The following is a 24,959-nucleotide window of genomic DNA, read 5'->3' as shown; positions in this document are numbered from 1 at the left end:
CCCCAGGCCCGTCCCCAACTTCGTGCGACGAAACCACAACATCTAGATGTTTGGGTAAATGTGATCGCAATATAGCCCATTTACCCCTTGGCGCCGGGGTCGTCGGGCCGCATGGTGGGGCCTCTCCGGAATCGCTCTTTCAGGTCCAGTTCGATGAACGCCATCACTCCGATCATCCGCCCCGACCGCGCCGGTCTGCTGACCCCGTCCGCCGCCTACAAGCCGTTCCGCTATCCGTGGGCGTTCGACATGTGGAAGAAGCAGCAGCAGGTCCACTGGATGCCGGAAGAGGTGCCGCTGGGCGAGGACATCAAGGACTGGGCCTCGACCCTGAACGACAACGAACGCAATTTGCTGACCCAGATCTTCCGCTTCTTCACCCAGGCGGACATTGAGGTTCAGGACAACTACATGGAGCGCTACGGCCGGGTCTTCAAACCGACCGAGGTGAAGATGATGCTGGCCGCCTTCGGCAATATGGAGACCATCCATATCGCGGCCTACGCCCTGCTGCTCGAAACCATCGGCATGCCCGAGAGCGAGTTCGGGTCCTTCATGGAATACGAGGCCATGCGGGACAAGCACGACTATATGGGCAAGTTCGGGGTCGATTCCGACGCAGACATCTGCCGGACCCTGGCCATGTTCGGCGGCTTCTCTGAAGGCGTTCAGCTGTTCGCCAGCTTCGCCATGCTGATGAACTTCCCGCGTCAGAACAAGATGAAGGGCATGGGCCAGATCGTGTCCTGGTCGGTGCGTGACGAAAGCCTGCACTGCGAAGGCATCATCAAACTGTACCACGCCTTCAACAAGGAGACGGGCGCCGTCACCAAGAGCGTCGCCGACGACATCGTCGACTGCTGCAAGACGGTGGTGAACATGGAGGACAAGTTCATCGACCTGGCCTTCGAAATGGGCTCGGTCCAGGGCATGACCCCCGAGGACATCAAGCAATACATCCGCTTCATCGCCGACTGGCGCCTGCGCCAGCTGAAGCTGCCGGAAGTCTATGGGGTGACGGAGAACCCTCTGCCCTGGCTGCAGTCCCTGCTGTCGGGCGTGGAACACGCCAACTTCTTCGAGGCCCGCGCCACCGAATATTCCAAGGCGGCGACGCAAGGAAACTGGCACGGCGCCGACGGCGTCTGGACCGAGTTCGACCGCATGATGGCGCGGCGCGACATGAGTCTGGTCGCCGGCTGAACCCTGTCGGCTACTGCGGCCTGACCCAGGCGGGTCGGGCCGTGCAGGCCTCGCGGAAGCCCGACTGGCACAGCCGCACCTGCTCGCGCCAGGCGGCGTAGTCGCGGTCATACTGCTCCTGGGCCGTGCGGGCCGCCTCGGCTTGCGTCCGCGCCCGTTCCTCGGCCTGGCTCATCTCGATCTGGCGGCGGGCGAGGGCGGCGTCATAGTCCAGCCGGGCGGCCGCGTCCGCCTTGTCCGCCAGGGCGTTCTGGGCCGCGATCTCGTCGTTCAGAGCGCGGGTGGTCCGCAACTCCTCTTCGGTCTGCTGATCGTCCCCGGCCCGGTGATAGGCCTCGCCCCGCGCCCGCTCCAGCGCCTCGCGCGCCGCCGGATCGCTGGCGTCGGGCAGGACCCTCTGATCACGATAGGGGCTCGGCGCCGCATAGGGAGCCGTCTGGGCCAGGGCGGGGCTCGCGACCGTCGTCGCCAGCAGGATTAGGCTCAGGGATTTGCGGACGCTCATGCGGATCTCCTCGGCTAGACCTCGACCCGCCGAACCTTGACCGTGGCGGAACCAGACCGCATCAACGCACCCGCGACGAAAAGGTGGCGCGCGGGACCCTGAGGCCTAGGCGGGCAGCCGCAGTTCGAACACCGCGCCCGCCTCGTCGGTCTCGACCAGGCGCAGCTCGCCGCCGTGCAGGGAGGCCAGTTCGCGCGAGATGGTCAGGCCCAGGCCTGAGCCGTCCGAGCTCTTGGAACTGACGAAGGGTTCGAACAGCCGCTCGGCCAGGCGGGGGGGAATGCCCGGCCCGTCGTCGGCGAGCCGGATGACGCACAGGCCGTCCTCGCCGAAGGCGCTGACGGTGATCGCGCCCTTGCCGCGGCGCTCTGCGGGGCGGCCGGGGTCGGCCTCGATGGCCTGACGGGCGTTGCGCATCAGATTGACCAGGATGCGATAGAGCTGGTCCGGGTCGGCCTCGACGGCGAACCGGGCGGGCAGTTGCTTGACCAGCCGCACCCCGTCCTGATCCAGCCCGGCGTCCTCGGCGGCCAGGGTCAGGGCCTTAGTCAGGACCACGCGGGTCTTCTGCGGCTGCGGCTCCTCGCTGCGGCCGTACTCCAGCACATTGCGCGACAGGCTGGCGGCGCGGCTCAGCGCCCGCTCCAGCCGGGGCAGGGCCTTGGCGACCTGGGGGTCGGCGGAGCTGGCCAGCCGGTCGGACGCCATCTGGGCCGAGGTCAGCATGTTGCGCAGGTCGTGGTTGATCTTGGCCACCGCCTCGCCCAAAGCCACCAGACGGGCGCGCGAGCGCAGCGACTGGCGGACCTCTTCCTGCATCCGCGACAGTTCGCGCTCGACCCGGCCGATCTCGTCGTGCCGGTCCGAGGGCGGTTCGGCCTCGCTTTCGGGATCGGCGGCGAACCGTTCCATGGAGCGGGTGACGCGGCGCAGGGGCCGCAGCACCAGCAGGGCCAAGCCGCCGTACAGCAGGGCGCCGGCGGTCACCGAGACCAGCAGCGACACCAACAGACTGTTCAGCAGGAAGGCGCGCAGCTCCAGCTTCAGCGGCTGGGCCGGGGTGACGATCTCGATGAAGTCGCCCGAGCGGTAGCGCGGCTTGGCCTGGACCCTCAGCGAGCGGTCCGGGTGGCCGAACAGGGTGCGCCAGGGGTCGGACAGCCGCGCCCAGCTGTCCTGGCGGCGCAGGTCGATCAACTCGGGCGCACGGGGCAGGTTGGGAGCCTGGAGCAGGAGACGCCGCACCCCCTGTTCGGTCAGAGCCACGGCCTGGACCCCGCCGATCCGCATCAGTTCGGCGGCGGTGTCGTCCTCGACCGCGCTATAGGGCAGGGCCTCGACGCCCACCGAGGCCAGTTCGGCGGCCTGAAGGCGGTCGCGCAGCCAGCGTTCGTGGAAGGCCGCCAGGTTCGGCCCCATGATCACGGCCTCCACCGCCAGGGTGAAGGCGACGGTCAGCAGCAGCAGCCGCGCCGACAGGCCGTCCGGCGCGCGCGGCGTCAGGCGTTCGCGCCACAGGGTCGCCTGTTCCGGCGACAGGTTCAGCCGCGTGGCGATCCGGTCGAACAGGGCGCTCATGCCGGCGCCCCCGCGCCGCGCCGCGCACGCGCCATCTGGAAAAGCTTGATGCCGAGGGGCAGCAGTAGTGACAGGAAGACCACCCCCATCAGCGGCCAGAAGAACTGATGCAGCAGCAGAGGCAGGTCCGGCCGCACCCCGGCGCGCAGCAGAGCCCCCAGTTGCGAGCCGATCCAGGTGTAGATGAAGGTGGAGGGCAACAGGCCGATGAAGGTGGCGATCACATAGGGCCGCAGCGGCACCGCCATCATCCCCGCCGTGGCGTTGACCAGGACGAAGGGCACGCTGGGGATCACGCGCAGGGTGAACAGGGTGGTGAAGGCGTTGCGGTCGATCCCCTTGGCCAGCCGATCCATGAAACCGGCGTCGGCCTCGAACTTGGCGCGAAGCCAGGCGCCAATCGCGGTGCGGTACACATAGTAGATGACGACAGAGCCGATGGTGGCCCCCGTCGCCTGGGCCAGGGCGCCGACATAGGGTCCGAACATCATTCCCCCCAGCAGGGTCAGGAAGACCGGCCCAGGGATGGTCGAGGCGGTCGCCAAGGCATAGACGGCGATGAAGGCGGCCAGCGCCGTCCACCAGTGCGCGCGGGCATAGGCCTGAAGGTTCAGGCCGTGCTCGCGGATCAGGTCCATCGACAGATAGCGGTTCCAGCCCAGGGCGAAGAAGGCGACCACCAGGCCGGCGATGGCCACGAGCGGCGCCAGCCGCAGGGCCCAGTCCTTCGCCGTTCGTTTCGCCATCCGTTTGTCGTTCCCGAAATGCCGTCCGAGCGTTGACTCGCGCGGACATGCGACTTATACGCCCGCCCTTCCTGCGACGGACGCCTCTTGCCCCGTCGCCCAACCTTTTAACGTCAGGAGCCGACCGTGAAGCGGACCTATCAGCCGTCGCGACTCGTGCGCAAGCGCCGTCACGGCTTCCGCAGCCGGATGGCCACCAAGAACGGCCAGAAGATTGTTGCGCGCCGTCGCGCCAAGGGCCGCAAGCGCCTGACGGCGTAAGCGGCTTACGCGTCCTGAAACCTGGACGCATGAGCGACCTTTTACAGATCAAACGTCTGTTGCGGCGGCCCCAGTTCCTGGCGGCCGCCAAAGGCGTTTCCGAGGCGCGCGGCGCCGTGGTGATCCAGCGTCTGGAGCGCGGCGATGGCTCGCCGCACATCGGACTGGGTTTCACCGCCACGAAAAAGATCGGCGGCGCCGTGGTTCGCAACCGCGCCAAACGCCGTCTGCGCGAGGCTGCGCGGGCCATGCTGGCCGATCACGGCGTGCCCGGCAGCGACTATGTCTTCATCGCCCGCATGGGCACGACCGAGCGTGCGTGGGACCGTCTGCTTGACGACGTGAAATCGACGCTTACAAGGCTGGCGACACCCAAGGCCCACAAGCCTTCGCACGCCCGCGCCACCTCCGGCCAGGACCGCCAGAATCCATGAAAAACGAAAACACGCGCAACACGATCATCTTCATCGTGTGCTCGGTCCTGATCATGGGGATCTATTATTTCGCCGTGCTGCGGCCGCAGGCCGAGCGCCGCGCGGTGCAACAGCAGGCCCAGGCCGAACAGTCGCAGACCGCCGAGAACGCGGCACAGACGGCGCTGAGCCCGCAGGGGCCGACCTTCGTCACCGACCGCGGCCAGGCGCTGAGCACCGCCGCGCGGGTGCCGATCCAGTCCGGCACGCTGAAGGGGTCGCTGTCGCTTCAGGGCGGCCGCATCGACGACCTGTTCCTGACCGACTACCGCGAGGTGCAGGACAAGCCTGAACCCGTCGAGCTGTTCCGCCCGCAGGGGATGCAGAACGCCTATTTCGCCCAGTTCGGCTGGACCGGCCCCAACGTCGCCGGCGGCGTGCCCGGACCCAACACCGTCTGGCGCCTGACCAACGGTTCGACCCTGACGCCGACCACGCCCATCACCCTGACCTGGGACAACGGCCAGGGCCTGCGCTTCACCCGCGTGATGTCGGTCGATGACCGCTACGTCTTCTCGGTCAAGGACACGGTCCAGAACCTGGGCACGCAAGCGATCACCATCGCCCCCTACGGCAGCGTCCAGCGCCAGGGCGTGCCGCCCGCAGCCGGCTCGTCGCACATCGTCCACGAGGGCGCGATCGGCACCTTCGGCAAGCCCGGCGGCTATCGCACCGAGCAGAAGAAGTACAAGGACTGGCTGAAGGAGCCCCGGATCGAGAACGCCTCGACGGGCGGCTGGCTGGGCATCACCGACAAATACTGGCTGGCGGCCCTGCTGCCCCAGCAGAACGAGGCGGTCGAGACCGAATTCCGCGTCCGCGACCTGAACGGAAGCCAGCAGCTGGAAGCCAATGTGCTGGGCACGTCCCGCACGATCCAGCCGGGCGCCACGGCCGTCGAGACCCAGCGCCTGTTCGCGGGCGTCAAGCGCGCAGAGGTGCTGAAGGCCTATGAGCAGAGCCTGGGCCTGCCGCGCTTCGTCTATGCGATCGACTGGGGCATGTTCTGGTTCCTGACGCGGCCGATCTTCTGGATCCTGGAGAACGTCTTCGGCCTGGTCGGCAGCTTCGGCGTCGCCATTCTGGCCCTGACCGTCATCGTCAAGCTGATCATGTTCCCGCTGGCCAACAACGCCTACGCTTCGATGTCCAAGATGCGGAACCTCCAGCCCAAGATGGAGGAGATCAAGAAGAAGTTCAAAGACGACCCGCAGAAGCAGCAGCAGGAGACAATGGCCCTGTACCAGAAGGAGAAGATCAATCCGGTCGCCGGCTGTCTTCCCCTGGTGCTGCAGATCCCGGTCTTCTACGCCCTGTACAAGGTGCTGACCGTCACCATCGAAATGCGCCACCAGCCGTTCCTGGGCTTCATCCAGGATCTGTCGGCGCGCGATCCGTCGTCGATCTGGAACCTGTTCGGCCTGATCCCGTGGGATCCGTCCATGGCGCCGCTGATCGGCGGCCTGCTGGCCGGCCCGCTGCATCTGGGCCTTCTGGCCATCGCCTACGGCCTGACCATGTGGCTGCAGACAGCGATGAACCCGCCGGCGGCCGATCCGGTCCAGCGCCAGATCTTCCAGTTCATGCCGCTGATCTTCACCTTCATCATGGCGCCGTTCGCGGCTGGCCTGCTGATCTACTGGGCCTGGTCCAACGTCCTGACCATCCTGCAGCAGTATGTGATCATGCACCGCTACAAGGCCGAGAACCCGATCGACACCTTCTTCGCCCGCTTCAAGAAATCACCGGCGTGATCGACGAAACCGAGTTCACGCCCGAAGAGATCGAGGCCGCGCGCATCCTGTTTGCGCGGCCCGCGACCTTCATCATGGGCGCGGCCAAGATCGAGCAACTGCCCGAACCCGACCTGCCCGAGATCGCCTTCGCCGGCCGCTCCAACGTCGGCAAGTCCAGCCTGATCAACGGCCTTGTCGGCATGCACAAGCTGGCCCGCGCCTCGAACGAACCGGGCCGGACGCGCGAGGTCAACTTCTTCGACCTGGACGGCCGGATGCGTCTGGTCGACCTGCCCGGTTACGGCTGGGCCAAGGCGTCCAAGACGACGGTGCGCAAGTTTCAGGACCTGGGCCGCGACTATCTGCGCGGCCGGGTGACGCTGAAGCGGGTCTATCTGCTGATCGACAGCCGCCACGGTCTGAAGAGCGTGGACAAAGAGGCGCTGGACGCTCTGGACCTGGCCGCCGTCAGCTATCAGATCGTCCTGACCAAGGCCGACAAGCTGAAGAAGGGCGAGGGCGAGGTTGTGCAGGAGGCCACGCTGAAGGCCATCTCCAAACGCCCCGCCGCCTTCCCGGTCGTGGCCCTGACGTCGTCCGAGAAGGGCCTGGGCCTGCCCGAACTGCGCGCCGAGATCATGCGCACCACCGGCGCGACGCTGGATTAATTCCTTTCGTCATCCTCCGGCGAGCGTAGCGAGACCGGGGGAGCCAGCGGCGCCGAAGGCGATGTTCTGCGGCGCCATTCCTGGACCTCGTTCGCGACAGGTTCGCGCTCACGCGCGCCGCTGGGTCCCCCGGTCTGCGCCGCGAAGACGCGGCTTGCCGGAGGATGACGAAAGAAAAACAGACACGAAAAAGGCCCGGAGATCGCTCTCCGGGCCTTCGTCGTTTCAGACTGTCCTAAACCCTATTGGGCGGCGCCCGCCGCCGAGCGGACCTCAACGGGGAGGCCCAGGGCGTCCAGCTGCGGCTTGACCACCGAGGCGTCGCCGACGACGACCCAGACGAACTTCGACGGGTCGATTGCGGCCTTGGCGGCCTCGTCCAGCTGCGCCGCCGTCAGGGCGTTGGTGCGCGCGGCGATGGTCTCGGGGTAGTCGTCCGGACGGCCCAGCAGGTCGTTGGTGCGCATGGCGCCCAAAACGGCCCCCGAGGTCTCGTAGCTGCCGGCCAAACGGCGGGTGTTGCCGTTTATGGTGCGTTGCAGCTCCTCGGCCGTCACGCCCTTGCCGCCCGACAGGAAGTCGTTGAACTGGGCGTTCAGCGCCGCGATGGCCGGACCGGTCTGGTCGGCCTGGACCGGGGCGGTAACCAGATAGGGCACGCGCTGCTCGAAACCGGCGATCGAGGCGTTCACCCCGTAGGACCAGCCCTTGGTCTCGCGCAGGTCCGTGTTGATGCGCGACAGGAAGTCGTTGCCGAGCACATTGTTGGCCGCGTTCAGCACCAGCAGGTCGTCCTTGCCCGAGGCCGCCAGCACTTCGCCGCCCATGATGTAGGATTGGGGCGATTGCGGACGGTCGATCAGCACGATCTTGGACGTCGGCGCGGGGATCGGCGCGGAGAAGTCCTTCACGCCCTTGGCGCCGGCCGGCGGCGCCCAGCGGCCGAACTCGGCCTCCAGGATCGGCGTGATTTCAGACAGGGGCTTGTCCGACACCACATAGATCTTGGCGTTGTCCGGGCGAATCCATTCGGCGTAGTCGGCGCGGATGTCGGCGTCGGTGATGGCCTTGACGCTGGCCTCGTCGCCGTTGCCGCTGAACGGGCGGCCGTAGGGATTGGCCGATCCGTAGATCAGTTCCGGCAGGGCGCGGCTGGCCAGGGCGGCCGGCTGGGTGCGTTCGGCGGCGATGCGCGACAGGCGGGTGGCGCGCAGACGCTCCAGTTCCGCCGGGGCGAAGGCCGGATTCTTGACCACATCGGCCAGCAGGGCGACCGACGGCTGCAGGTTCGGCGTCACGGTCGAAAGCTGGACCAGCGAGCTGTCCATGGTGGCGCCGGTGGTGATGCTGGCGCCCAGGGTTTCCTGAGCCTCGGCCAGCTGGGTGGCGTTCAGGGTGCGGGTGCCTTCTTCCATCAGGTCCAGCATCAGGGTCTGGAGACCCAGTTTGGACGCTTCGTCGGCGGCCAGGCCGGCGTCGAAGTCGATGGCGACCTTGGTGGCCGGCACGGCGTCGCGCTGGGCGTAGACCACCTCGATGCCGTTCGACAGGCGGCCGCGCTCGACGGCCGGGAAGTCGACGTTGGCGACCTGGGCGATCTCGGGCCTGGCCATGCGCGCCACGCGTTCGATCGGCGGCGCCGGAGTGTGGTTGGCGCCCGACGGCGCGGCCGCCGCATTCTCATACGCCTCGCGTTCGCCCGGCAGGGTCGTCAGCGTATAGGCGGGCCGCGTCAGCCATTTCTGCATGGCGGCCTGGACCTGGGCGGGCGTCACCGCCGCATAGGCCTGAAGTTCCTTCTTATAGTGGTCCGGGTCGCCGGCGTAGAGCTGGCCTTCGGCCAAGGCGACGGCCTTGCCGCCGAATCCGCCGACCTGTTCCAGGCCCTGGACGGTGCGCGACACATACTGGGTCTTGACCCGCTCGACCTCGGCGGTGGTGGGGCCGTTGGCGATCAGGTCGGCCAGGATGGCGCGGGCGCGGGCCTCGACGGCGGCGGGGTCCTGGCCGGGTTTGACGTCCAGGGTGATGTCGAACATGCCGACCCGGTGGAAGGCGCTGTTGGAGGCGCTGACCGAGACGGCGCTCTGATCGCCGCGGACCAGCTCATTGTCCAGGCGCGAGCTTGCCAGTCCGCCGAGGACCGAGGCCCCCACGCTGAGCGGCACGGCGTCGGCGTCCAGCATGCCGGGCACGGCCCAGCTGATTTCGACGCGGGCGTTGGAGACGCGATCGTGGGTGGTCTCGCTGAGCGGCGCCGCCAGGGTCGGCACGGAGGCCTGAGCCGGATTGTTGACCGGGCCGCGCGGGATCGGGCCGAAATATTTCTGGGTCAGTTCGCGCGCCTGGGCGGGCGTGATGTCGCCGGCCAGCACCAGAACGGCGTTGTTGGGACCGTAGCCGTCGCGGAACCAGTCGCGCACCGTCTGCATCGACGCCGCGTCCAGGTCGGCCATCGAGCCGATGGTCGAGTGGCGATAGGGGTGGCCTTCGGGGAACAGGGCCTCCAGCTGCTTGTACTGGTTCAGGCCATAGGGCTGGTTGTCGCCCTGACGCTTTTCGTTCTGGACCACGCCGCGCTGCAGATCGAGCGTCTCCTGGCTGATGGCGCCCAGCATATAGCCCATGCGGTCGCTTTCCATGAACAGGGCCTGTTCAAGCGCCGGGGTCGGGACGGTCTCGAAATAGTTGGTGCGGTCGAAATAGGTCGTCCCGTTCATGTCCGTCGCGCCCATGTTGCGCATCGGGGTGAAATAGCTGCCCGGCGCATTTTCCGAGCCGCCGAACATCAGATGTTCGAACAGGTGGGCGAAGCCGGTCTTGCCGGCCGGCTCGTCCTTGGAGCCGACATTGTACCAGATCGACAGGGCCACGACCGGCGCCTTGTGATCCTCGTGGACCAGAACGGTCAGGCCGTTGTCCAGGGTGAACTTGGTGTAGGGAATGTCGACTTCGGCGACCAGTTCGGACACCGGCGCGGCCTGGAAGGCGGGGGCGCCGGCCTGCCCAGCGGCCTGGCTCGCGGCGGAGGTGTTGGCGACAGAAGCCCAGACGGGCGTGGAAACCGCCAGCAGGGCGGCGGCAGCGACTAGGGAACCGGCACGGCGCATACGAGACATCCTCGATTACAGTTGGTCCGGACCATAACGATGGTCGATGCGCTGGCAACGCGACCCATTGAACATGAACAAAGCTTCATGTTCGGGACGACCCCTGCACGCCTCGGCCCCGGAAAAGGTTGCATCGCCGGACCCCCGGTCTTATGCGCGCGTCAACTCCCCGATCCTGTCGCCCGATCCTGCTGAAAGAGCCGCCATGTCCGCCCCCGCCGACAAGCCCGTGAAGAAAGTCGTCCTCGCCTATTCGGGCGGTCTGGACACCTCGATCATCCTGAAGTGGCTGCAGACCGAATATAACGCCGAGGTCGTGACCTTCACCGCCGACCTGGGCCAGGGCGAGGAGCTTGGCCCGGCGCGCGAGAAGGCGCTGAAGCTGGGCATCAAGCCCGAGAACATCTTCATCGACGACCTGCGCGAGGAGTTCGTGCGCGACTTCGTCTTCCCGATGTTCCGCGCCAATGCGCAATATGAGGGCGACTATCTGCTGGGCACCTCCATCGCCCGCCCGCTGATCTCCAAGCGCCAGATCGAGATCGCCCGCATGGTCGGCGCCGACGCCGTCTGTCACGGCGCGACCGGCAAGGGCAACGACCAGGTCCGGTTCGAACTGGGCTATTACGCGCTTGAGCCCGACATCCGCGTCATCGCCCCCTGGCGCGAGTGGGAGTTCCGCAGCCGCGAGGCTCTGCTGGACTTCGCCGAGAAGAACCAGATCCCGATCTCCAAGGACAAGCGCGGCGAGGCGCCCTTCAGCGTCGACGCCAACCTTCTGCACTCCTCGTCCGAGGGCAAGGTGCTGGAAGATCCGGCGGTCGAGGCCCCCGAGTTCGTCCACCAGCGCACCATCTCGCCCGAGGACGCGCCGGATAAGGCCACGGTCATCGAGATCGGCTTCGAGCAAGGCGACGCCGTCTCGATCAATGGCGAGGCCATGAGCCCGGCCACCATCCTGACCGCCCTGAACCAGTACGGCCACGACAACGGTATCGGCCGTCTGGACCTGGTCGAGAACCGCTTCGTCGGCATGAAGTCGCGCGGCGTCTATGAGACCCCCGGCGGCACCATCCTGATCGCGGCCCACCGCGGCATCGAAAGCATCACCCTGGACGGCGGCGCCATGCACCTGAAGGACCAGCTGATGCCGAAATACGCCGAGCTGATCTACAACGGCTTCTGGTTCTCGCCCGAGCGCGAGATGCTGCAGGCCGCCATCGATCTCAGCCAGAAGAAGGTCTCCGGCACGGTCAAGGTCAAGCTCTACAAGGGCAATGTCAGCATCATCGGCCGCGAGAGCCCCAACAGCCTGTACGACCAGGACCTGGTCACCTTCGAGGAAGGCGTCCAGGCCTATGACCACCACGACGCCGAGGGCTTCATCAAGCTGAATGCGCTCCGCCTGCGCGTCCTGGCCAAGCGCGACGCACGCAAGGTCTAGGGAGCGATCTCCGGCCGGGCGATCCTCAGGATCGCCCGGTTCCGGTCGTCCGTGACCCAGATCGAGCCGTCCGCGGCGACCGCCAGGACCACCGGCGCCCCGCGCGGCTGGCGGCCTGCGACCGTGTCCCAGCCCGGCGTCAGCACCTTGCCGCGTATGCTGGGCGCGCCGGCCGGATAGGTCAGGGAGCCGCGCGGATAGATGGCGTAGCGCCCGCCTTGGTCCGTCAGGGGCCGGCCTTGCGCGTCCGTCTCGGCCGCCACGATCCGGCCGCCCGCGCGACGATAGCCGTGCCAGCTCATCAGCAGCCGGCCGCGCAGTTCGGGGAACATCGCCCCCTCATAATAGATCAGGTCCAGCGGCGCGGCGTGCGGCGGCAGCAGGGCCAGCGGGCGCTCGCGCTGACCGCACCGCGCCTTGGCCGCGGTCCAGCCGGGCAAGGGCGTCGCCAGGTCCACGCAATAGGGCCAGCCGTAATGGCCGCCCTGACGCAGCACATTGATCTCGTCATAGGGATGGTCGGGCGTGGTCAGGTCGACCGAGTTCTCGCCTTGCAGAATGGTCCCCGACGGGTGCCGCACCAGGGCGATGGAATTGCGCAGGCCCGAGGCGAAGACGGTGCTGTCCTCGGCCCATCTTCCATTCCCCAGATAGGCGTGACGCCGCACCTGGGCCGTCGCGGCGCTGTCGGCGCAGGCGCCCGAAGCATCGGTGCGTGCCCGGCCGCGCGCGTCTAGGCAGCGGTCGCTGGGGGCGCCGACGTTGACCAGCAGGTCGCCGTTCCCGTCGAAAACGAAGCTGGACAGGGGGTGACGATTGGCATGCAGCCGGTTGTCCGGCAGGTCGCCGATCACCGTGCGCACCGTCGCCGCCGGATCGGCCGCGTCGGGATCCAGGGTCAGGATCCGGTTCATCTCGGACACATAGAGGCGCCCGTCCGGCCCCCGCGCCGCCGTGTGCGGCATGTTGAGCCCCTGGGCCAGCCGTCGCCAGCGCGGCGCGCCGTCCGCCCCGAACGACAGTCGCCAGATCGCGCCGTTGCTCGGATACCAGTTGCCCAGGTCGGTCACCAACCAGTCGCCGCCGGACAGCGCCAACAGGCCACGCGGCATCCGAGGCCCCTCGGCGCCCGAACCCTGCCAGACCAGCCCCAGGCAATAGCCGGGCGCCATCCGCACGCCGGTCATGGGGCGGCCGCCGCAGTCCCCTTGTGTCGCATAGGCGCCCTGCGCCGCGCTGGCGCTGACGGGCGCGGCGACGAGAAGGGCGAGCAGGGCCAGCAGGCGGGCGGTCTTCATGGCGGTAGAAATCCCTACCGACGGCCGTAGATCAAGCTGTCGGGGGTCAGATCAGGCCCTGCTCGCGGGCGGCGGCCGTCAGCCCGTCGCGAAACTCGGGCGCGGCCAGGGCGATCAGGGCGCGGGCGCGCTCGCTGGACGACTTGCCTTTCAGACTGGTCCAGCCGTGTTCGGTGGCGACGATGTGGGTGTCGTTGCGCGGCGTGGTGACCGGCCCGTCCAGCCGCGCGACGATGCGCGACGTCGTCCCCTTGGCCGCCGTGGAGTGACAGGCGATGATCGACTTGCCGCCCTGCGACCCATAGGCCCCGCGCACGAAGTCCAGCTGGCCTCCGGCGGCCGTGAACTGGCGCCCGTTCAGGAACTCCGAACAGCAGGCGCCGGTCAGGTCGACCTGAAGCGTGGCGTTGACCGAGATCATCTTCGCATTGCGCGCGATCACGGCCGGGTCGTTCACATAGGAGACCGGATGGGCCTCCATGCCCCGATTGCCGTCCAGGAATTCATAGGTGTTGAGGTCGCCCATCGAGAAGGCGAACACCCCCACGCCGGGATGCAGGGTCTTGCGGGCATGGTTGGCGACCCCGGCCTGCATCAGCTCGACCAGACCGGGCGTCAACATCTCGGTATGGACGCCCAGGTCGCGGTGGTCCTTCAGGGCGTCGCAGACGGCGTTGGGCAGGGCGCCGATCCCCATCTGCAGCGTCGCTCCGTCCTCGACCAGTCCGGCGATGATCCGCCCGATGGCCAGGTCCGCCGGCTGAGGCTCGGCGCGCGGCACGACCAGGAGGGGCGCCGAATGTTCGACGATGCCGGCGACCTTCGACACATGGACTGTGCAGTCGCCGAACACGCGCGGCATGTGCGGATTGACCTCGACGATCACGGTTTTCGCCGTCTGCGACACGGGCCTGGAATAGTCGGTATTGGTCCCGAAGGAGAAGAAGCCGTCCTCATCCATCGGCGACACGGTGCAGACCAGCGTGTCCACCTTGACCTCGTCGCACAGAAGGCGGGGCGACTGTTGAAAGCCGGTGGGGATGAACTGGACGGGATTGGGCCGACCCTCCTCATGGGCCCGCTGTTCCAGCCGCCGTTCGATGGCGCTGTGGAACAGGCTCCATGGCCGGATCCGGTCCATCAGTTCGTAGCGCAGCACCGTGTCGCCCGCGATGGCGGTTGAGAGCAGATAGTAGAGGTTCACATCCTCGACTTCGCCTCGCTCCGCACGCTCGGCCAGGGCCTTCAGCAGGGCCGGCGGCTGGGACACGCCCAGGCCCATGGCGACCTTGGCGCCCGAACGGATCAGGGCGGCCGCCTGATCCGGGGTCTTCAGACGTTCGGCGTATTGGGCGGCGTGGTCCATGGCGTGTCTCCGGCGTACAGGCGCGGACCCTAGTCCGTCACGGGGGCGACGACCGGCCTAGACTTTGGTCGGAGCAAGGCCCGGTTGCGGCTCTGGCGCTGGCTGAGGCTCTGGCGACGGTTCATCCTGCAGCGGGGCATGGCGGCGTTTCTGCCAGCGGGCGACGGCGTAGGCGACCAGCCAAAGCACCATGGCCCAGGCCGCCCCGACCGCCCAGCCGGCGAAGACGTCGCTCGCCCAGTGGGCGCCCAGATAGATACGGGTCAGGCCGACCAGCAGCGCCATCAGAATGCCGACGCCGAGGACGAAGACCTTGAACCTGTGGCGCGGGAAGGCCCGGGTCAGCATGACCGCCACGCTCAGATAGAAGACGGTCGACAGCAGGGCGTGGCCCGAGGGGAAGCTGGCGTTGATCGTCTCGACCGCCTGCATGACCTGGGGCGGACGCTCGCGCTCGAACACCGCCTTCAGTCCCTCGCTCAGCACCACCCCGCCGATCAGGCCGAGAGCCAGCAGCAGGGACGACAGCCATTTGCGCTGGCTCAGCAGGAAGACGATCACGATCACGGCGAACAGGCCCAGCACCGATATGCCGCCCAGGGAGGTGATGTCCGCCGCCGCCTCCTTCAGCCACCACGGCCCCCAGGGACGGCCGGGATCGTCGGCATAGGGTCGCATCAGGGCCAGAATCTGATGATCCAGCGCTTGGCCGTCCGCCTCGGTCATGTCGTCGGCGACCTCGACGAAGGTCATGACGCCGACGGCGGCGACGAACAGCGCGGTCAGGGCCGCGAGCTCGGTGCGCGCGACCGTCAGCACGCGTATCAAAAAGGGACGAAGGTCGGGGACGGTCATGGGCTGGCGGAACGGCTACGCTCGGCGGCGGTTCCGATCACGCGTTCGTGATGTGTCGCCTCCAGAGGGCGAGCGGGGAGTTGCTGGCTTGCTGGCGGGCTTTTCCCCAGTCGTGAAGGACTTGTCCCGCCGATTCGCCCACAAACCGTCCGTCAAGCCCGTTGACGGGTCATTAGGCATATGCGCCCTATATGTGGGCTCGGGGAGCGCAGAAGCCACTAGATGATGTGGTTACGGCGCAGGTGGCTCTAGGCTTTTTCTGTTCAGGACGCGGATGACCATGGCTGGCGGCGAGGCATTGAAGACGACGGAATTCCAAGGTGTTGCGGGAGTGCAGGCGCCGGAACGTCCTCAGCTGAAGGTGGTGAAATCGGTCCAGGTGGACCGGTCGCGTGACGCCCTGCTGACCGACTTCGGCAAGAAGACCCTGGAAGACCGCTACTTGCTGGCCGGCGAAAGCTATCAGGACATGTTCGCCCGCGTTTCGACCGCCTTCTCGGACGATCCCGAGCACGCCCAGCGTCTTTATGACTATATGAGCCGACTGTGGTTCATGCCGGCGACGCCGGTCCTGTCGAACGGCGGCGCGGATCGCGGCCTGCCGATCTCCTGCTTCCTGAACGCCGTCAGCGACAGCCTGGACGGCATCCAGAACGTCTGGAACGAGAACGTCTCGCTGGCCTCGAACGGCGGCGGCATCGGCACCTACTGGGGCGGCGTGCGCTCCATCGGCGAAAAGGTGAAGGGCGCGGGCAAGACCTCGGGCATCATCCCCTTCATCCGCGTGATGGACAGCCTGACCCTTGCGATTTCGCAAGGCTCGCTGCGTCGCGGCTCGGCCGCCGTCTATCTCGACATCCACCACCCCGAGATCGAGGAGTTCCTCGAAATCCGCAAACCCTCGGGCGACTTCAACCGCAAGTCCCTGAACCTGCACCACGGCATCAACATCACCGACGAGTTCATGGAGGCGGTGAAGGCGGGCGACACGTTCGATCTGAAGTCGCCCAAGAACGGCGAGGTCATGAAGACGGTCGACGCCCGTTCGCTGTGGACCAAGCTGCTCGACATCCGCATGCAGACCGGCGAGCCCTATCTGATCTTCTCCGATACGGTGAACCGCCAGATGGCGCCGCACCAGCGCGACCTGGGCCTGAAGGTCAAACAGTCCAACCTGTGCGCCGAGATCATGCTGCACACCGGCCGCGACCACCTGGGCGTGGACCGGACCGCCGTCTGCTGTCTGTCGTCGGTCAACGCCGAGACCTTCCTGGAATGGCGCGAGGAGCCGAAGTTCGTCGAGGACCTGATGCGGTTCCTGGACAATGTGCTTGAGGACTTCATCCGCCGCGCCCCGCCCGCCATGGCTGCTGCTGTCTATTCGGCCAAGCGCGAGCGTTCGGTGGGCCTGGGCTTGATGGGCTTCCACTCCTTCCTGCAGGGCCAGGGCGTCGCCTTCGAAAGCGCCATGGCCAAGTCTTGGAACATGCGCCTGTTCAAACATCTGCGTCGCGAGGCCGACAAGGCCAGCCGCCTGCTGGCCGAAGAAAAGGGTCCGTGCCTGGACGCCGAGGAACGCGGCGTCATGGAGCGGTTCAGCCACAAGCTGGCCATCGCCCCGACCGCCTCGATCTCGATCATCTGCGGCGGCACGTCGGCCGGCATCGAACCGATCCCGGCCAACATCTACACCCACAAGACCCTGTCGGGCTCGTTCGCGGTCAAGAACCCCTATTTGGAGCGGCTGCTCGACGAGAAGGGGATCAACACCGAGGCCGTCTGGAGTTCCATCCTCGAGCACGAGGGTTCGGTCCAGCACATCGACGCCTTGAATGAGGACGAGAAGGGGATCTTCAAGACCGCCTTCGAACTGGACCAGCGCTGGGTGGTCGAACTGGCCGCCGACCGTGCGCCGGAAATCTGCCAGGCCCAGTCGCTGAACCTGTTCATCCCCGGCGACGTCAACAAGTGGGATCTGCACATGCTGCACTGGTCGGCCTGGGAACGCGGCGTGAAGTCGCTCTATTATCTGCGCTCCAAGTCGGTGCAGCGCGCCGCCTTCGCCGGCGCCGAGGACAAGGCCGAGGCCGTGTTCGATCCGAACCAGCCCGACCTCTTCTCCATGCCCAAGACCGACTACGACGAGTGCCTGGCCTGCCAATAGGCCGACGGCGCAAAAGAAACCGAAGGGCCTCGCGCGAAAGCGGGGCCCTTTTCGCTTGGGAACTCCCGCTGCGCTTCGTCGTTCAAAAGTGACGAAAGCGTGTCGAAATGTCTGTTGGAGTCCTGCCTCGCCTGGTGCAGGGTGACGATCGGCGGATCGGTGGGGAGACCGAATGCGTGTGAAGGCCTGGATCCTTGGGGTGGGGAGCGTGCTGGCGATGGCCGGCGCGAACGCCGCCGACGCACAGACCTGGGCCCCCAACGCCTTCGACACCGACCCCGACGCGATTGCGAATACGCCCAGCTCCGTGACCGCTCGCCTGACCGACCAGACCAGCTTCCGCGTCGCGCCCGACGCCCGATTCGGCGCCGAGATCGAGATTCCGACCGCCTTCCGCCCCGACGATGGGTCGGGCCTGTCCGCCAGCACCCGCCGCGACGTCTGGATCGATCGCACGGACTTCACCGACCGTGTGACGCTGGAGACCGCCGGGCGGCTGCGTCGCGCCGACGGCTCGCCCCTGCCGGTCACGCCGGTCGATCGGGCCGAACTGGAGCCCGACGCCTATGACCTGCGCTATGTGCGCGGCTTCCGCGCCGCGCGGGGCCGCACCGCTTCGGGCCTGGAAGTCAGCCTGACGCCCCACGCCGGCGTCGGCGTCGGCAGCGAGGGCCGTTCGGCCGAGGCCGGCGTCACCCTGAAGATCGGCGAGGGGCTGGACCGCCTGGCCCCCGACGGCCGCGAACGGTTCGGCGAACGCCCCCGCTGGTATCTCTACGCCGCCGGATCGGGCCGTGCGGTCGGCTATAACTTCGCCCGCACCCGCGACGGCGACTACGCCCGTTCCGGCTACACCCAGGACAAGGGCAGCTTCCTGGGCGACGCCTCGATCGGCGTGGCCTATCGCCGGGGCGACCTTCAGACCTCGGTCGGCGTGGTCTATCGCGAGATCGACGCCGGCAAGGGCCTTCGCGGTATGAACGGCCTGGACACCGATCTGGACGAAGGCCTGGTCGCCTTCCAGCTAACCTTGCGACCCAGCCGCTGACCCCCTAGCGAACCTCCGACACCGCCACGCCTTCACGGCGCGGATCCGCGCCCGCATCCCAGCGCCCGTCGCGCCACAGGGCGCCGTGCAGGCCCGATGTCTCGGTCGCATTGGGGCGCAGGGTCATGCCCGCCGCCGCCAGGGCGTCGCGGATGTCCGGCGCGATCATCGCCGTATCCGCCCCGACCATGTCGCCGCGCACCACCAGGTTCGGCAGGGCGATCGCCTCCTGCATCGACAGGTTCCACTCCATCGTCCCGACCAGGGCCTTGGCCACATAGGCCAGGATGCTCGAGCCGCCCGGCGAGCCGATGGCCCCGACCAGACGCCCCTGGCGATCCAGGATCAGGGTCGGCGTCATCGACGACCGTGGCCGCTTGCCCGCCGCCACCGCATTGGCGGCCGGATGGCCGTCCTCCAGCGGGGTGAAGGAGAAGTCGGTCAGCTGGTTGTTCAGGAAGAAGCCGTCCACCATCCGGCCGTTGCCGAAGATGCTTTCGACCGTGGTCGTCATGCTGACCGCATTCCCCCAGGCGTCCACCACCACCATGTGCGAGGTGCCGCCCGGCTCGGCCGTGTCGTCCGCGCTGCGCGGCGGCGCCCCCGTGGGCGTCCCGGCGGCGACCGGCCCGTCGATCTGCGGAACCAGGGCGGCGCGAGCGGCGACATAGTCCGGATCCAGCAGGCCGGCGATCGGCACGCCGACGAAGTCGTTGTCGCCGATATAGCGGTCGCGGTCCGCATACATCAGCCGCTGCAGCCGCCCGAACGCCACCCAGGCCTCGGGGCTGTCGGCGCCCTTGCCCAGGTCCGGCGTGTCCTCGGCCATGGCCAGGAACTGCAGCAGGGCCACGCCGCTGGACGGCGGCGGCGGCACGCAGACGACATAGGCCCGGTAGGGCCGGCACAGGGCGTCGCGGCGCAAGGGACGGTAGCCGGCGATGTCGGCCTCGCTCAGGCCGCCGGGACGCGGGCCCTCGGCCACGGCGGCCGCGATGTCTCGCCCCACCGGCCCGCCGTAGATGACGCCTGGCCCCTGTTGCGCCAGCCGCGCGATCGTCTCGGCGTATGCGGGGTTCCGCAGGGTGTCGCCGGCCTGATACCGCCGGCCGTCCGCCTTGGTGAAATAGGCCGTGGCCCAACGCGTGCGGGCCTGCGGCGCGGGCCCGCTGATCATGCCGGCCAAGCGCGGGCTGACCGTAAAGCCGTCGCGCGCCAGTTGCTCGGCGTCGCCGAACAGATCGCGCCAGGCCAGCTTCCCGTGATCCTTCTGCGCCAGGGCCAGCATGGCCACCGCGCCCGGCGCCCCGGTCGAACGCCCCGACAGAACGGCGTCCATGAAGGCCAGGGGCTTGCCGTCCTCATAGAACAGCTCCGGCGTCGCCGAGGCGGGCGCCGTCTCGCGTCCGTCATAGGCCGTGACCCTCCCTGTCTCGGCGTCATAGGTCATCAGGAAGGCGCCGCCCCCCAGGCCCGACGACTGCGGCTCGACCAGCCCCAGCACCGCCTGGATCGCCACCGCCGCATCCACCGCCGATCCGCCGCGCCGCAGCACCTTCATCCCCGCCTCGACCGCCAGCGGATTGGCCGCCGTCACGAACGGCCCGCGCGCGGGCGTGGCGGCGTCCGCCGCGAACCTTGCCCCGCCCGCAGCGCTCGGCGTCGCCGCTGGAAGACGCCCCGTCGCCCCCGCCTGGCACCCCGCCAGGACGACGGGAACGAGCAGAGCGGCCAGGCGACGACGAAACAGGCGCATGAAAAAATCCGGTCGAAAGGAGCGTTCCCTCACGACCTAGGCCGTCCCGCCCCTTCCGCCAACCAGCCGCAGCGCAGAAACTGCATTCCCCCGCTTGCGTCCGCCCCATCCACCAGCTAAAGACCCGCCCTCGCCGCAAGGCAGCCGCACCCGTAGCTCAGCTGGATAGAGCACCAGACTACGAATCTGGGGGTCGGGCGTTCGAATCGCTCCGGGTGCGCCACTTTTCCTGTTCATCGACATTTTGAATCGAACTGAGCGCAGCGATGGCGGCTCATTGTGCTCCGCCAGGCGTAACCGTATTTAGGTCCGCCGGCCGCAATCGCCTTGATTCACGTCGTCAGCTGGAAACTCAGCCGAAGCGCGCCATTGATGCCGCGGACGCCCATTCGCATGCAGATGGCGCGCAGGTGGGCGCGGACGGTGTGGATGGACATGTCCATCTTGCGGCCGATGTCCTTGGGCGCGTCGCCGTTGGTCAGGTGGGACAGGACGGAGGTCTCGGCGCGCGTCAGGCCGAAGACGGCGCGCAGGGGTTCGATCCGTTCGGCGCTGAGGGGGCGGGCCTGGCTGGCGGAGGCGAAGACCCGGTCTTCGACGCCGGGCAGAACGGCGAGGTCGAGCAGGCACCAGGCGTCGTCGCCCGCGCGAAACAGGATGCGGCCGCTGGTCTGCCGGCCCTCGGCAAGGCGGTTCAGCAGCACTTCGAACTCGGGTCGATGGCGGTGCGTGGGGCAGATGAACATCTCGCCCGAACCGATGATTCCGGAGGCGGCCAGGGCGCGGGCGCGGGCGTTTGAGCGCAGGATGCGGCCGCGAGGATCAAGGACGAAACGGGCGACGCTGTCGTGCTCGAACCAGGCCGCGCCGTCCTGGGGCTCCAGTCGTTCCCCATTACGACTAAGCAGGTGAACCCTGGGCCGGGCGGGGTCGGTGGTCTGCGCCTGAAAGCGCCGCAACGACCCGCCGGTTCTCACCGGCGCCTGCACGATGTCCTGGTCGATCATCCCCGGTCCCTCCACCCGCAGAACCCGGGACGGCAGGCGGCGGCCGTCGGCGCTGGATCTCGCGCCGGAAAAAGACCGCAAACCGTGACGCTCGAACCCTGCTGACGTTCAGCATTTGGTCAGTGTGATCAGATCGTTAACATAGCCGATGCACGCACGTAATAGCCCGCTTTGGCTAACCCTTTTGGGGTATATCTGATTGATCCGTAAGCGGTATTCAATTTGGCGAAACGTCGATCGTTAGGATGTCCTCGTAGCGCCCGGCCATCTGGCTTCCAACGGCGCCCAGAGTGAAGGACATCGGCAAGGACATGCCGGCGAGGGTTCGAGGCGGATCGACGTCCTTGGACCAGAGGGCCGACAGATCGACGGCCTCGCCGGCCAGATCGACCGCATAGGGGACGCTGGACTCCGTCGCGATCTTGTCGTCCGTGACCCGTCGCATGGCCCCGCGATGTTCGGACTTTATGGTCAGTATGGAGGGGGTGTTGGCGCGCACCTGCACGAAGATGCGTCGCGTGGCGCCGGTCACGGCGTCGCCGAAATCGACCACCTCCACGCTGCTGTCCGATCCGAATGCGCCGGCCGCGCCCGCCAGGTTCAACTGGGCGCGCGGCGTGGACACCAGCACCACCCGCACGGGGACGGAGGGCAGCAGTTCGTTGCGGTCCGTGTCCCGGACGATCAGCTGAAGATCGGCGGCGTGTTCGCCCGCCTCGGGAACGGCCTCGACGACGACGGCGACATCGAATTGGACCTCCTGGGTCGTGTGTCCGGCCAGGGTGAAATGGAAGACGCCGGGTTCCAGCGTCGAGACCGTGAAGCCGGAGGTCTCGCGCGGACGGAACTGGACCCCGACGCCGCCCAGCGGCAGGCCGACGATTTCCGCTCCGGCGTCGTCTTCGAAGGCCAGTCGCAGATCGCAGGCGCTGTCGGCGCGGTTCTCCAGCTTGACGTCCAGGGCGGCGGCCGAACCCCCGGCGCCGAACGGATTGTAGTTGATCGTCACCGCGCCCGGCGCCTGGGCGAGGGCCAGGTCGCAGCTCTGGGCCTTGCACTCGAAGGCGGCGCACAGGGCGACGGCCGCCACCAGCAGAGACGGCAGCCAGCCGCGCGCCCTTGCGAACAGCCGAGGGTCACGGGGTGGTGCGAATTTCACCGACATCGACGATTCCTTCCACATTGGCGGGGATGACGAACTCCCCGACGGCGACGCCCTGGATGAGGATCCGATAGCGTCCGGGCGACAGGCCATCGGCGATGAAGCGACCATTACGGTTGGTGAAGAAGGGCTTGTCCTCGGCGTCGGCGGGGCCATCGACCCGCTGGAGCGCGCCGCCCGCCAGGCCGACCGGGCCGGAGGGGGACATCAGGACGCCCCGAGCGGTGCGCGAGGCGTCGCTGCCGACCATGACGCGATAGCCGCTGCCGAAGCCGGGGAAGGCCGTCACGACCCCCGATCCCAGGTCGTATCCGGCGGGCAGGGGATCGGCGGCGATCTCGAACCGGCGCACGCCATAGCCGCGATCGATCCCCGCCATGGCCGGGCCGAGCCAGCCGCTGTGGGCGATCTCATAGCCGCTGGAGTCCGTCAGGCTGATGCGCGCGCCCGACAGGGTAGGGTGGCGGCTGGCGATGACGAAGCCTTCGCGCGACGCGCGGCCAACGCCGAAGGCGCCGTCGGCGTAACCGATCATGGTCGAGACGCGCCACAGCGATTCCTGCCGGGTGACGCCGCCGGGTTCGGACGACACCAGGCGGTTGGACACCACCTCCGCGTCGAACCGGTTGTTGATGTAGCGCACGTCGGCGGACACGGCCTGATTGGTGCTGTCCTGGGACAGGCGCAGATTGCCGCTGACGTCGTTCAGTCGGCCGGACGAGGCGCGCGACAGGCCGACCTCGCGGAAGTCGTTGTCGCTGTCGTAGCGGGCCGCGCCGCTCCACCGTCCGCCGAAGCGCGAGGTCAGGGTGAAGCCGAAGCGGTCCTCCTTGCGGCCGTCCTCGGTCGTGCCCTGCTGCCAGGCCAGGTTGACCGCGAACTTGCGGAAGCTGCGGCCCAGGGACAGGCTGAGGTCCGTACGATCGCGTTGGTTGCGACCCTTCACGAAGGCCGCGCCGGCGGTCATCGAATAGTCCCGTATCCGCAACAGGACGCGAGCGGCCGCCCGCCACTGTTCGCGGTTGAAGGCGGTCTCGTCGAAGGCGCTCTGAAAGAAGCGGCTTGTAGCCTGGGCCGAGGCGACAAAGCGCAGATCGACGTCGCGGCCCAGCGTCGCCTCGCGCAGATAGTCGAGGGCGGCGACATAGCCGGTCGCGCCGGTGTCGCCGTTGTGGCTGCCGCCGCCGCTGAACTGGAACAGGCCGAACGGCGAGCCCCAGGTGGCCAGGCCGCCCAGTTGCCCGCGCCCGTTCGCCAGCTGGGCGTTGGCGCCGACGGTCAGCACGTCGCTGAGGCCCTTGCGGACGAAACCGGTCGTGGCCAGGGTCGAGCCGTATTCCAGCTGGCCGCCTTCTTCCAGAACCCCGGCCGAAACGCCGAAGTCCACCACGCCCGGATCCAGCAGGCCCGCGCCGCCGAACAGGTCGAAGACGGCGATCTCGCGCTGGCCGTTGTCGTCCTCGACCAGCAGGCGGACCGTATTGGCGCCCTCGCCGAACGGGAAGTCGCCCAGGGAATAGGGACCGGCGTCCAGCCGGATGCGTTCGACGATGACGCCGTTGACCTCGACCACCACCAGGGCCGGCCGATCCAGAATGAACTGACGGCGGCCCGAGGGGCGGACGTTCTGGAAGGGCCGGATGGTGGAATAGGCCCGCGCGGCCGAGACGCCGAGAAAGCGCTGCGACCCCTGAAAACTCTCGACCGGAGGTGCGAATTCGCCCGCCGTCAGCCGCACGGCGGAGCCGAACAGGTCCTTGGTCAGGCGGATTTCGCGTCGCTGCCACCGATCCCCGGATGCGGCACCGTCATAGTCCACGCCGGCCGTCAGGGTGACGCCGTCGAACCCGCCGAAGTTGGCGAACATGTCGACGCCGCCCTGCATCGGCGAAAACCGGTCCTCGTTGTGCGAATACTGCTGGGCCAGGGTGATGTTGGCGGCGGCGGAGAAGTCGGCGGGCTGGTCGAAGGCGGCGGGATCGACGTTCTCCTCCTGCGAAAAGCCAATCCGGCGCTGGGCGCGGCCCTGGGGGCTGAGGGTCGCCACGAAGGTCAGCGACAATGGATCGAAAACCAGCGAGAAGCCCTCGACGTTCAGGTCGGCCATGTCGACCTTCGACTGGGCCGCGATCCGGCCGGTCAGCGCCTCGCGCACCGACGGCGCCAATTGGGCGCCCAGCAGATCCATCAGACCGGCGGCGTCCACCAGGCCCTCGCCCTGGACGCCCACCTCGCCGCTGATGTCGCCCAGATATTTGCCCTCCAGCGTCAGCGGCCCCTGGATCGGGCTCAGCACAGGCATCGGCCGGGCCGAGGGGGTCTGATCCTGGGCGCCAGGCGACGCCGTCGTGTTCAGATCCGAAGACGCCGCCGGGGCTGGGCGGTCGATGGCCGCCGTCGCCATCCAGGGGCCTGTCGCGCCCCCGCCGTCATAGTCGGGCGCGGTGCGTATGACCTCGTCGGCGCCCTGCACCACGCTGGGGTTGGCGGCTGCGGCCAGGCTGCCGCCTAGACAGGCGATCGCGCCCCATCGCCGCACCTTGCGGGCGGCGGGCCGTCGGCTTGACGTGGCGGCCATC

The 24,959-nt window shown here is 68.0% G+C and carries 19 protein-coding genes and 1 tRNA gene; 9 read left to right on the top strand and 11 right to left on the bottom strand.

The annotated features are described in order from the left end of the window. Positions 1 to 153 precede the first annotated feature (153 nt). Positions 154 to 1,203 carry a ribonucleotide-diphosphate reductase subunit beta gene (locus ACODSC_RS13205; RefSeq protein WP_488814439.1) on the top strand — a complete coding sequence of 350 codons (1,050 nt, stop codon included), beginning with the start codon at positions 154 to 156 and terminating at the stop codon, positions 1,201 to 1,203. A 10-nt stretch (positions 1,204 to 1,213) separates the two neighbouring features. On the opposite strand, the gene ACODSC_RS13200 is transcribed toward ACODSC_RS13205, so the two are convergent. The 3 genes from ACODSC_RS13200 to ACODSC_RS13190 all read right to left on the bottom strand — a co-directional run bounded on the left by ACODSC_RS13200 (position 1,214) and on the right by ACODSC_RS13190 (position 4,032). Continuing rightward, the gene (locus ACODSC_RS13200; RefSeq protein WP_488814438.1) at positions 1,214 to 1,708 is read right to left on the bottom strand and encodes a hypothetical protein; all 495 of its coding nucleotides are present in this window, start codon (positions 1,706 to 1,708) and stop codon (positions 1,214 to 1,216) included. A 105-nt stretch (positions 1,709 to 1,813) separates the two neighbouring features. Beyond that, the gene (locus ACODSC_RS13195) at positions 1,814 to 3,286 is read right to left on the bottom strand and encodes a sensor histidine kinase (RefSeq protein ID WP_488814437.1); all 1,473 of its coding nucleotides are present in this window, start codon (positions 3,284 to 3,286) and stop codon (positions 1,814 to 1,816) included. Next, positions 3,283 to 4,032, bottom strand: coding sequence for a TVP38/TMEM64 family protein (locus ACODSC_RS13190; protein WP_488814436.1), 750 nt, complete (start codon positions 4,030 to 4,032; stop codon positions 3,283 to 3,285). Before ACODSC_RS13190 ends, ACODSC_RS13195 begins: the two co-directional genes overlap by 4 nt. Before the next feature lie 126 nt (positions 4,033 to 4,158). On the opposite strand from ACODSC_RS13190, the gene rpmH reads away from it, so the two are divergent. Genes rpmH through yihA form a run of 4 tightly spaced genes read left to right on the top strand, consistent with a single transcriptional unit; the run spans position 4,159 to position 7,170 of the window. Then, positions 4,159 to 4,293: a 50S ribosomal protein L34 gene (gene rpmH / locus ACODSC_RS13185; RefSeq protein ID WP_003164000.1), complete on the top strand. Its 135-nt coding sequence runs from the start codon at positions 4,159 to 4,161 to the stop codon at positions 4,291 to 4,293. 29 nt (positions 4,294 to 4,322) lie between these two features. Next, positions 4,323 to 4,727 (top strand): ribonuclease P protein component, encoded by a 405-nt coding sequence (gene rnpA / locus ACODSC_RS13180; RefSeq protein WP_488814435.1) that lies wholly within the window; start codon positions 4,323 to 4,325, stop codon positions 4,725 to 4,727. After that, positions 4,724 to 6,520 carry a membrane protein insertase YidC gene (yidC, locus tag ACODSC_RS13175; RefSeq protein ID WP_488814434.1) on the top strand — a complete coding sequence of 599 codons (1,797 nt, stop codon included), beginning with the start codon at positions 4,724 to 4,726 and terminating at the stop codon, positions 6,518 to 6,520. The genes rnpA and yidC overlap by 4 nt, the downstream gene beginning before the upstream one ends. Then, a complete protein-coding gene (gene yihA / locus ACODSC_RS13170) occupies positions 6,517 to 7,170 on the top strand; it encodes a ribosome biogenesis GTP-binding protein YihA/YsxC (RefSeq protein ID WP_488814433.1) in 654 nt (217 codons plus the stop codon). Before yidC ends, yihA begins: the two co-directional genes overlap by 4 nt. Before the next feature lie 242 nt (positions 7,171 to 7,412). On the opposite strand, the gene ACODSC_RS13165 is transcribed toward yihA, so the two are convergent. Further along, the gene (locus ACODSC_RS13165) at positions 7,413 to 10,280 is read right to left on the bottom strand and encodes a M16 family metallopeptidase (protein WP_488814432.1); all 2,868 of its coding nucleotides are present in this window, start codon (positions 10,278 to 10,280) and stop codon (positions 7,413 to 7,415) included. A 205-nt stretch (positions 10,281 to 10,485) separates the two neighbouring features. Between ACODSC_RS13165 and ACODSC_RS13160 the strand changes: the two genes are divergently transcribed. After that, the gene (locus ACODSC_RS13160) at positions 10,486 to 11,724 is read left to right on the top strand and encodes an argininosuccinate synthase (protein WP_488814431.1); all 1,239 of its coding nucleotides are present in this window, start codon (positions 10,486 to 10,488) and stop codon (positions 11,722 to 11,724) included. Here the strand turns inward: ACODSC_RS13160 and ACODSC_RS13155 are convergent. From ACODSC_RS13155 to ACODSC_RS13145, 3 genes are read right to left on the bottom strand one after another with little or no spacing between them, the layout of a single operon-like run. Next, the gene (locus ACODSC_RS13155) at positions 11,721 to 13,022 is read right to left on the bottom strand and encodes a PQQ-dependent sugar dehydrogenase (RefSeq protein ID WP_488814430.1); all 1,302 of its coding nucleotides are present in this window, start codon (positions 13,020 to 13,022) and stop codon (positions 11,721 to 11,723) included. The two genes, ACODSC_RS13160 and ACODSC_RS13155, sit on opposite strands and share 4 nt — an antisense overlap. 46 nt (positions 13,023 to 13,068) lie before the next feature. Continuing rightward, complete coding sequence (locus tag ACODSC_RS13150; protein ID WP_488814429.1) at positions 13,069 to 14,388, bottom strand: acetyl-CoA hydrolase/transferase family protein; 1,320 nt, start codon at positions 14,386 to 14,388, stop codon at positions 13,069 to 13,071. A 57-nt stretch (positions 14,389 to 14,445) separates the two neighbouring features. Next, on the bottom strand, positions 14,446 to 15,207 hold the full coding sequence (locus tag ACODSC_RS13145; RefSeq protein ID WP_488814428.1) for a phosphatase PAP2 family protein: 762 nt from the start codon (positions 15,205 to 15,207) through the stop codon (positions 14,446 to 14,448). Between the two features lie 310 nt (positions 15,208 to 15,517). On the opposite strand from ACODSC_RS13145, the gene ACODSC_RS13140 reads away from it, so the two are divergent. Both ACODSC_RS13140 and ACODSC_RS13135 read left to right on the top strand, forming a co-directional pair. Beyond that, positions 15,518 to 17,407: a ribonucleoside-diphosphate reductase subunit alpha gene (locus ACODSC_RS13140; protein ID WP_488814427.1), complete on the top strand. Its 1,890-nt coding sequence runs from the start codon at positions 15,518 to 15,520 to the stop codon at positions 17,405 to 17,407. 172 nt (positions 17,408 to 17,579) lie between these two features. Then, entirely contained in the window at positions 17,580 to 18,455 is an 876-nt protein-coding gene (locus ACODSC_RS13135) for a lipid A-modifier LpxR family protein (protein ID WP_488814426.1), read from the top strand. 4 nt (positions 18,456 to 18,459) lie between these two features. Here ACODSC_RS13135 and ACODSC_RS13130 read toward each other — a convergent pair whose 3' ends face one another. Next, positions 18,460 to 20,211, bottom strand: a complete 1,752-nt coding sequence (locus tag ACODSC_RS13130; RefSeq protein ID WP_488814425.1) for a gamma-glutamyltransferase family protein — start codon at positions 20,209 to 20,211, stop codon at positions 18,460 to 18,462. 146 nt (positions 20,212 to 20,357) lie between these two features. On the opposite strand from ACODSC_RS13130, the gene ACODSC_RS13125 reads away from it, so the two are divergent. Then, positions 20,358 to 20,434 (top strand) — tRNA-Arg (locus tag ACODSC_RS13125). 109 nt (positions 20,435 to 20,543) lie between these two features. Here the strand turns inward: ACODSC_RS13125 and ACODSC_RS13120 are convergent. The 3 genes from ACODSC_RS13120 to ACODSC_RS13110 all read right to left on the bottom strand — a co-directional run bounded on the left by ACODSC_RS13120 (position 20,544) and on the right by ACODSC_RS13110 (position 24,958). Further along, on the bottom strand, positions 20,544 to 21,218 hold the full coding sequence (locus ACODSC_RS13120) for a helix-turn-helix transcriptional regulator (protein WP_488814424.1): 675 nt from the start codon (positions 21,216 to 21,218) through the stop codon (positions 20,544 to 20,546). Positions 21,219 to 21,435: 217 nt separating this feature from the next. Further along, entirely contained in the window at positions 21,436 to 22,383 is a 948-nt protein-coding gene (locus tag ACODSC_RS13115) for a hypothetical protein (RefSeq protein ID WP_488814423.1), read from the bottom strand. Continuing rightward, positions 22,355 to 24,958 carry a fimbria/pilus outer membrane usher protein gene (locus ACODSC_RS13110; protein WP_488814422.1) on the bottom strand — a complete coding sequence of 868 codons (2,604 nt, stop codon included), beginning with the start codon at positions 24,956 to 24,958 and terminating at the stop codon, positions 22,355 to 22,357. The genes ACODSC_RS13115 and ACODSC_RS13110 overlap by 29 nt, the downstream gene beginning before the upstream one ends. Between the last annotated feature and the right edge of the window lies 1 nt (position 24,959).

This window comes from Brevundimonas sp. FG128, from assembly GCF_057809775.1.
The sequence above is the reverse complement of the archived record's forward strand: the minus strand, read 5'-3'. Positions and strand labels throughout refer to the sequence as shown.